5 protein-coding genes are annotated in these 8,222 nt (G+C 71.6%); 3 read left to right on the top strand and 2 right to left on the bottom strand.

Annotation, left to right across the window (positions count from 1 at the left end):
* Window positions 1-392: 392 nt before the first annotated feature.
* Window positions 393-842: a PTS glucose transporter subunit IIA gene (locus tag ABZ622_RS36465; RefSeq protein WP_360550794.1), complete on the top strand. Its 450-nt coding sequence runs from the start codon at window positions 393-395 to the stop codon at window positions 840-842.
* A 76-nt stretch (window positions 843-918) separates the two neighbouring features.
* Window positions 919-2,589 (top strand): phosphoenolpyruvate--protein phosphotransferase, encoded by a 1,671-nt coding sequence (gene ptsP / locus ABZ622_RS36460; RefSeq protein ID WP_360550792.1) that lies wholly within the window; start codon window positions 919-921, stop codon window positions 2,587-2,589.
* 63 nt (window positions 2,590-2,652) lie between these two features.
* On the opposite strand, the gene ABZ622_RS36455 is transcribed toward ptsP, so the two are convergent.
* Both ABZ622_RS36455 and ABZ622_RS36450 read right to left on the bottom strand, forming a co-directional pair.
* On the bottom strand, window positions 2,653-3,579 hold the full coding sequence (locus tag ABZ622_RS36455) for a hypothetical protein (RefSeq protein WP_360550790.1): 927 nt from the start codon (window positions 3,577-3,579) through the stop codon (window positions 2,653-2,655).
* 77 nt (window positions 3,580-3,656) lie between these two features.
* On the bottom strand, window positions 3,657-5,633 hold the full coding sequence (locus ABZ622_RS36450; RefSeq protein WP_360550788.1) for an acetoacetate--CoA ligase: 1,977 nt from the start codon (window positions 5,631-5,633) through the stop codon (window positions 3,657-3,659).
* 222 nt (window positions 5,634-5,855) lie between these two features.
* Here ABZ622_RS36450 and ABZ622_RS36445 point away from each other — a divergent pair, with 222 nt between their 5' ends.
* A complete protein-coding gene (locus ABZ622_RS36445) occupies window positions 5,856-8,216 on the top strand; it encodes a glycoside hydrolase family 31 protein (RefSeq protein WP_360550786.1) in 2,361 nt (786 codons plus the stop codon).
* The last annotated feature ends 6 nt before the right edge of the window (window positions 8,217-8,222 follow it).

Genomic DNA, 8,222 nt, shown 5'->3' with positions numbered 1-8,222 from the left:
TTCGTGTCCGATTCCCGGTCGAAGCGGGATCCTGCTTTTCGCTTTCCAGTTCTTCGCTTTCGCGTTTCCCTTTCCGGCGAGTCCGACTCTATCAGTCCTTTTCGCTTTCCTTGACCAACTCCTGCAGGCATGCAGGTGCCGAGTCCGGGTTAGAGTCAGGGCTTAAAAGTCGCCGCCGACCCCCGACTCAAAGTCGCGTTGGGGTCAGGCAGGAGTACGACAGTACAGGTCACCGAGAGTCGAGGCAAATCGTTTCCGGTGTGCCCCTAAGGCCGTGAACCGCTAGTACTCCGGCGGAACCGGGACTTCTTATGACTTACGCTGCTGAACAGCACGCCGTCGCCCACAGGCTGTGACGGCGCCGATCAAGCTCCACCCCTGGGAGGCTCCCCATGACCACTGTGACGTCCCCTCTTGCCGGACGTGCCACCGGGCTCGCTGCGGTACCGGATCCGGTCTTCTCCGGCGCGATGGTGGGTCCTGGAACCGCCATCGATCCCGTGCGTGAGCCGTCGGAGGCGGTGTCGCCGGTCGACGGCATCATTGTCTCCCTGCACCCGCACGCCTTCGTCGTCGTGGACGAGTCCGGGCACGGGGTGCTCACGCACCTCGGCATCGACACCGTTCAGCTCAACGGCGAGGGATTCGAGCTGCTCGTGAACAAGGGTGACACGGTCACCCGTGGCCAGGGCGTCGTGCGCTGGGACCCCGCGGCCGTCGAGGCGGCCGGCAAGTCGCCCGTGTGCCCGGTCGTCGCGCTGGAAGCCACCGCCGAATCCCTCTCCGACGTACGCGAGGACGGCGACGTGAAGGTCGGCGACACCTTGTTCGGCTGGCAGTGACGGATCCGGCTCGATGACAGCCGACTGGATATCCACCGCGGGGGCACCGGCCGCCGCACGACCGGAGACGGGTGAAATGGAGACAACGCTGCGAGGCGTCGGCGTGAGCCACGGGGTGGCGATCGGCGAGGTGCGTCATATGGGTACGGCGGTGCTCGAACCGCCGGCCAAGCAGATCCCCGCCGAGGAGGCCGAGCGCGAACAGGGGCGCGCCCGGCAGGCCGTGGAAGCCGTGGCGGCCGATCTGATCGCGCGCGGCAACCTGGCCGGTGGCGAGGCTCAGCACGTGCTCGAGGCCCAGGCCATGATGGCCCAGGACCCGGAGCTGATGGCCGACGTGGAACGGCGTATCGCCGTCGGCAGCACCGCCGAGCGGGGTGTCTACGACGCGTTCGCCGCGTACCGGGCGCTGCTCGCCAATGCCGGGGAGTACCTGGCGGGGCGCGTCGCCGACCTCGACGACGTACGCAACCGGATCGTGGCCCGGCTGCTCGGGGTGCCGATGCCCGGTGTGCCGGACAGCGACGAGCCCTACGTACTGATCGCGCGGGACCTGGCGCCCGCCGACACCGCGCTGCTCGACCCGGCTCTGGTGCTCGGCTTCGTGACCGAGGAGGGCGGGCCGACCAGTCACAGCGCGATTCTCGCCCGGGCGCTCGGGGTGCCCGCCGTGGTGGCGCTCCCCGGTGCCGGTGAGCTGGCCGAGGGCACGGTCATCGCCGTGGACGGCAGCACCGGTGAAATCTTCGTCGAGCCGAGCGCCGAGAAGCGTGCGGAGATGGAGAGTGCCGCCGCCGCGCGCAAGGCCGCGCTGTCGGCCTCGTCCGGTCCGGGTGCGACCTCCGACGGTCACAAGGTCCCGCTGCTCGCCAACGTCGGCGGGCCCGGCGACGTACCGGCGGCGGTCGAGGCCGGTGCGGAGGGCGTGGGGCTGTTCCGTACCGAGTTCCTGTTCCTCGACGACAGCAAGCAGGCGCCGTCCGAGGAGAAGCAGGTCGCGGCGTACCGGGCGGTGCTGGAGGCGTTCCCCGAGGGGCGGGTCGTCGTACGGGTGCTGGATGCCGGGGCCGACAAGCCGCTGGAGTTCCTGACTCCGGCGGACGAGCCGAACCCGGCGCTGGGTGTGCGCGGGCTGCGCAGTCTGCTGGACCACCCCGATGTGCTGCGTACCCAGTTGACCGCGCTGTCGAAGGCGGCGCAGGGGCTGCCGGTCCACCTTGAGGTCATGGCGCCGATGGTGGCGGACCGTGCGGATGCCAAGGCCTTCGCCGACGCCTGCCGTCAGACCGGTCTGCAGGCGAAGTTCGGTGCGATGGTGGAGATTCCGTCCGCCGCGCTGCGGGCGCGTTCGATCCTGCGGGAGGTGGAGTTCCTCTCGCTGGGGACCAACGACCTGGCGCAGTACACCTTCGCCGCCGACCGTCAGGTGGGTGCGGTGTCGCGGTTGCAGGACCCGTGGCAGCCCGCGCTGCTCGATCTGGTGGCGCTGTCGGCCGAGGCGGCCCGGGCCGAGGGCAAGAGCTGTGGTGTCTGTGGCGAGGCCGCCTCCGATCCGCTGCTGGCCTGTGTCCTGACGGGGCTGGGTGTGACGTCGCTGTCGATGGGCGCCGCGTCCATCCCTTATGTCCGCGCCACGCTGGCGAAGTACACGCTCGCGCAGTGCGAGCGTGCCGCTTCCGCCGCTCGTGCGGCGGACTCCGCCGAGGAGGCGCGGGTCGCGGCTCAGGTGGTGCTGTCGGGCGAGTAGTCCCGCGGCGTGCTGTGGTGAAGGGGCTCTCCGCCGATGGTGGCGGGGAGCCCCTTCGGCCTGTCAGTGGTGCGATTCGGGTGCGTCCGCGCCGAGGTCGAAGCCTGCGCAGTACTCCACGTGTGACTCCGGGGCGACCGGTTCTCCGGTGTCGGCGTCGGTGCAGTAGGCGCTGAAGACCTCACCGGCGCTGAGCGGGGCCAGGTCGCCGCGGGTCAGTCGCCAGCCGTGCACCCGGTCCTGGGCGCCGGGGCGGCTCGTTCGGAGTACGACTCCCCCGGGCTTTTCGAGGGCGATGCCCACGGCGAGCACCGTGACAAACTCCGCCCCCTCCTCCGTTTCGAGCCGGGCCGGGCCGGTGCTGTCCCGTTCGGTGTGCAGGACGGCGAGCAGGTTCTCGTTGTCGGTGGGGGTGCTGCAGACCAGGTGGTGGGTGCCCGGGCCGGCCGTCTCCAGCATGCGGAGCAGCAGGTGCGAGGCCCGGTCGAAGGCGGCGTGGCCGACGTCCTTGCCGCAGTCCGCGCATTCGCCGAGGCCGGCCAGGATCATCGTGGCGTACTCCCAGGTGGCCCGGCGGACGGCCCGGTTGACCAGGAGTGGGATCAGGGTGTCGATGGGTTGTCCGGTGTACGCGACGGTGGCACCGGTGGCGGCGATTTCGGCGGTGAAGCGGCTGCGGCTGGCCTGGGCGTCGGGAGCGAGTCCCGACTCGGCGCAGTATTCCGCGTACTCCTCCGGGTCGAAGAGCGCGACCGTGGCGTGCATGCCCTGTGCGGAGAGGGACTTCAGCAGTGATTCGACCTGCTGGAGATAGACGGTGTGGTTGTCGAAGGCGAAGGTGCGGTAGCGCCGCATCGCCGCGAAGTCCTGCTCGTCGGCCAGGAGGCCGATGGTGCTGGGTGCTTCGCGGCGCAGCGTGCGTCGCATGGTTGTGCCGGACCGGCGGTATCCGCCGTGCCTGCTGTCCCCGGTGTTCCTGATGTGCGCCATGACTCCCCCAAGTGCGCTGTCGATCATTGCTCACTCAGAGTAATCAGGGGCACTGACAACGGGACGGTCGGAGACGGTCAGTGACGCTTGCGGGCGAGGTCCTCGTAGAAGTGGAGGAGTTCGAGGTTGTCGATCGAGCCGGGGTTGACCGCCTTGGACAGGGCCGTGCCCTGCAGCAGGCGTTTGACCGGGACCTCGATGCGCTTGCCGGTGAGGGTGTGCGGGATGCCGGGGACCTCGATGACCTCGTCCGGGACGTGGCGCGGGGAGAGGTTCTCCCGGATGGTCCGCTTGATGCTGTCGCGCAGCGCGTCGTCGAGCCGCGCACCGTCGGCGAGGTGGACGAAGAGCGGCATCCAGTAGCCGCCGTCGGGCTCTTCGAGGCCGATGACGAGGGATTCGCGGATCTCGGGGAGCCGTTCCACCGCCTCGTAGATGTCGGCGGAGCCCATCCGTACGCCCTGGCGGTTGAGGGTGGAGTCGGAGCGGCCGTGGATGATGACCGAGCCGTGTTCGGTGAGGGTGATCCAGTCGCCGTGGCGCCAGACGCCGGGGTACATGTCGAAGTAGCTGTCGTGGTACCGGCTGCCGTCGGGGTCGTTCCAGAACCGGATGGGCATGGACGGCATGGGCGCGGTGACGACGAGCTCGCCGACCTCGCCGATGAGCGGTTCGCCCGCGGGGTCCCAGGAGCGGAGGTCGGTGCCGAGGCAGGCGGCCTGGAGTTCGCCGATGTGTACGGGGAGGGTGGGGACCGCGCCGGCGAAACAGCTGCAGACGTCGGTGCCGCCGCTGACAGAGGCGATCCACAGGTCGGCGGCGACCTCGTCGTGGAGCCAGCGGAAGCCGTCGGGCGGGAGCGGGGAGCCGGTGGTGGCGACGCACTGGACGCGCGAGAGGTCGAGGTCGCGGCCCGGGTGGATGCCGGCCTTGCGGCAGGCCATGACATAGGCGGCCGAGGTACCGAAGAGGGTCGCCCCGGTCTGTTCGGCGACGCGCCACTGGGCGCTGACGTCGGGGTATCCGGGGCTTCCGTCGTAGAGCACGAGGGTGGTTCCGGTGAGGAGGCCGGAGACGAGGAAGTTCCACATCATCCAGCCGGTGGAGGTGTACCAGAAGAAGCGGTCCTCGGGGCCGAGGTCGCAGTGCAGGCCGATCTGCTTGAAGTGTTCCAGCAGGATGCCGCCCTGGGACTGGACGATCGCCTTGGGGAGCCCGGTGGTGCCGGAGGAGTAGAGCACCCAGAGCGGGTGGTCGAAGGGGACCTGTTCGAAGACCGGCTCGGTGTCGGCGGACGTGAGGGCGGACCATTCGAGGGCGCCCTCGGGGGCCTCGGTGCCCAGCAGCGGGATGTGGACGACAGCGCGCAGGGTGGGGAGTTCGCGGCGCAGTTCCGCGACGGTTTCTGCGCGGTGGTGTTCCTTGCCGCCGTAGCGGTAGCCGTCGACCGTGAAGAGGACCACGGGTTCGACCTGCTGGAAGCGGTCGAGGACGCTGCGGGCGCCGAAGTCCGGGGCGCAGGACGTCCAGACGCCGCCGACGGCGGCGGTGGCGAGGAGGGCGACGACGGCCTCGGGGATGTTGGGGAGGTAGCCGCTGACGCGGTCGCCGGGGGTGACGCCGAGGGTGCGGAGTTCGGCGGCGAGCGAGCCGACGCGGCGGCGGAGTTCGGACCAGGAGACGGGGATCTGGGTGTGGGTCTCGTCGACGTGGAGCAGGGCGGGGGCGTCCGCGCGCAGGGGGTCCTCGGCGGTGCGCAGCGCGTGCTCGGCGTAGTTGAGGGTGGCGCCGGGGAACCACTGGGCGCCGGGCATGGTGCGGTCGGCGATGACGGTCTCGTACGGGGTGGAGAACCGTACGTCGAACCAGTCGGCGACGGCCTGCCAGAAGGTGTCGAGTTCGTCGACGGACCACTGGTGCAGCGCCGGGTAGCCGCCCTCGGCCGGGGCTCCGTAGCGCTGGGCCGCCCAGCTCTGGAAGCGGGTGACGGCGGCGGCCGCGATGCGGTCGGGGCCGGGCTGCCAGAGGGGAGCTTCGTTGGCTGCTGCGGTCATGGGGCGGCTCCCTGACTGTCCGGGTACGCGGGATGGGCGTGGGCCCGCGCACACGTGCTGGGGTGTGCGCGTGAGGCGGCTTTTACGGACGATGCCATGTGATCGTCTTTCGCACCAGGGTTCACCACCCATGCCCGGGTGTCCGGACATGTGGTCCGGCCACGGGTGAACGGAAGTTGAACGAAGCCCTCCTCCGCCCCGCCGGATGGCAGGCTGAGCTGCATGGACGGTCGTGACCTGGTGCGCTCGGTGAAGATGGTCGGTTCGGTGCGGGGACTGCGCTCGGTGCGCTCGTCCTGGCGGCGCCGCAGTGCGGATGCGCGGGCGCTGCCCCGGCGTGGTGCGGAGCGGGCGCGGGTGCCCGGCCTCGTGGTGGGGGCGGCGCCGGAGCCGGGCGGGGGTGTGGTGCGGTTCGCCCGTTCGGAGTTGCGGGTGCGGGTGGCGGTGGGCGGTGCGGTGTTCTGGGGCTGGGACGGGGCGGAGCCGTTGCCGTCGTACGCGCTGCCCGGTGCGGCGCCCGAGCCGGATCCGCGGGCAGTGCTGGAGCCGGACAAGGACGGCGGCTGGCAGGTGGTGTCGGAGCGGCTGACCGTCGCGGTGTCGCGGCACGGGGCCGTGGAGCTGCGTACGCCGGGCGGGGTGGTGCTCCGGCGCGAGCTGCCGCCGCGCTGGTGGGAGCCGGTGGCGGGGGGTGGTGCCCGGTGGGTGCAGCGTTCCGAGGTTCCGGCGGACGCGCGGTTCTTCGGGCTCGGGGGCCGGGCCTCGGGACCACGGCTGCGGGACGGTGTGTACGGCCTGTGGAACACCGATCCGGGTGGGCGTTTCGGTCCGGGTGACGATCCGCTGTATCTGACGATGCCGGTGCAGCTCGTGGTCTGTGACGCGGGGACGCATCTGGTGTTCCACGACAACACCTGGTCGGGGCGGGTGACGCTGCGGGAGGGCGAGGAGGGGGCGGGCTCGGGGCACGACCGGCCCGGGGCGTGCGAGGTGCGGATGGACGGGGGGCCGTTGCGCTGCTGGGTGGTGGCGGGTACGCCGGCCCGGGTGCTGCAGGGCTGGACGGCTCTGACGGGTGCTCCGGCGGTGCCGCCGTCCTGGGCGCTGGGTCCGCAGCACGCCCGGTGGGGGTTCGGGAGCGAGCGGGAGGTGCGGCGGGTGGTCGCCGGGTACCGGGAGCGCGGGCTGCCGCTGTCCGTACTGCATCTGGACATCGACCACTACGACGAGCACCGGGTGTTCACCGTCGACCGGGAGCGTTTCCCCGATCTGCCGGGCCTGGCGAAGGAGTTGCGGGAGGACGGTGTGCGGCTGGTGTCGATCGTCGATCCCGCGGTGGCGGCGGAGCCGGGGGACGCGGTGTTCGACGCGGGGGCGGCGGTCGGGGAACGCGGCGCTTTCGTCCGGGACGCGCGGGGGCGGGTGGTGCGCGGGGAGGTGTGGCCGGGCGAGTGCGTGTTCCCGGACTTCACCGATCCGCGGGTGCGGGAGTGGTGGGGCGGTCTGTACGAGGAGCGGCTGGCGCAGGGGTTCTCGGGTGTGTGGCACGACATGAACGAGCCGGTGTCGTTCGCCGCGTTCGGTGATCCGTCGCTGCCCCGGTCGGCGCGGCACTCGCTGGAGGGCCGCGGCGGTGATCACCGCGAGGCCCACAACGTCTACGCGCTGGCCATGGCGCGGGCCGGGTACGAGGGGCTGCGCCGGCTGCGGCCCGAGGAGCGTCCGTTCCTGTTCTCGCGATCCGGCTGGGCGGGGATGCAGCGTTACGGGGGGACCTGGTCCGGTGATGTGGAGACCGGCTGGCCGGGGCTGCGGGCCTCGTTGGCGCTGGTGCTGGGGCTGGGGCTGTGCGGGGTGCCGTACTCGGGGCCCGATGTGGGCGGTTTCGACGGGTCGCCATCGCCGGAGCTGTATCTGCGGTGGTTCCAGCTGGGTGCGTATCTGCCGTTGTTCCGTACCCATGCGGCGATCGACGCGGGGCGGCGGGAGCCGTGGGAGTTCGGGCCCCAGGTGCTGGAGCACGCGCGGGCGGCGCTGGTGGAGCGGGAGCGGCTGCACCCGTACTTCGTGACGCTGTCGCGGCTGGCCGGGCTGACCGGCGCCCCGTACGTGCGGCCGCTGTGGTGGCGTGCGCCCGGGGACCGGGCGCTGCGGGAGTGCGAGGACGCGTTTCTGCTGGGCGACGCGCTGCTGGTGGCTCCGGTGCTGGAGCCCGGCGCGGATCGCCGGGCGGTGCGGTTGCCGCGGGGGCGTTGGTACGACACGGCGACCGGTGAGGTGTACGAGGGGCCGGGGCAGGTGTTGCTCGATGCGCCGCTGTCGCGGGTGCCGGTGCTGGCGCGGGCGGGTTCGGTGCTGCCGGTGCGGGGTGCGGACGGTGGTGTGGAGCTGGAGGTGTGGGCTCCGGCGGCGGGGCGCAGCGGGAGCGGGCCGGTGGTCCGGGACGCCGGTGACGGCTGGGAGCGGGCGGAGGTCGAGCGGTACACGTCGCGGTTGGTGGACGGGCGGGTCGTGGTCGAACGGGAGGGCCGGGAGGGTAAGGAGGGGGCGGTGGCCCTTCCGGTGCGGGTGCGTGGTCTGTAGCGGCCC

Source organism: Streptomyces sp. NPDC007164 (assembly GCF_040634135.1).
GTDB classification, from domain to species: domain Bacteria; phylum Actinomycetota; class Actinomycetes; order Streptomycetales; family Streptomycetaceae; genus Streptomyces; species Streptomyces sanglieri.
The sequence above is the reverse complement of the archived record's forward strand: the minus strand, read 5'-3'. Positions and strand labels throughout refer to the sequence as shown.

Bases quoted from the DNA above. Each gene is read 5' to 3' on its own strand.
- ABZ622_RS36465 (WP_360550794.1), top strand. From the start codon at position 393: ATGACCACTGTGACGTCCCCTCTTGCCGGACGTGCCACCGGGCTCGCT.
- ptsP (WP_360550792.1), top strand. From the start codon at position 919: ATGGAGACAACGCTGCGAGGCGTCGGCGTGAGCCACGGGGTGGCGATC.
- ABZ622_RS36455 (WP_360550790.1), bottom strand. From the start codon at position 3,579: ATGGCGCACATCAGGAACACCGGGGACAGCAGGCACGGCGGATACCGC.
- ABZ622_RS36450 (WP_360550788.1), bottom strand. From the start codon at position 5,633: ATGACCGCAGCAGCCAACGAAGCTCCCCTCTGGCAGCCCGGCCCCGAC.
- ABZ622_RS36445 (WP_360550786.1), top strand. From the start codon at position 5,856: ATGGACGGTCGTGACCTGGTGCGCTCGGTGAAGATGGTCGGTTCGGTG.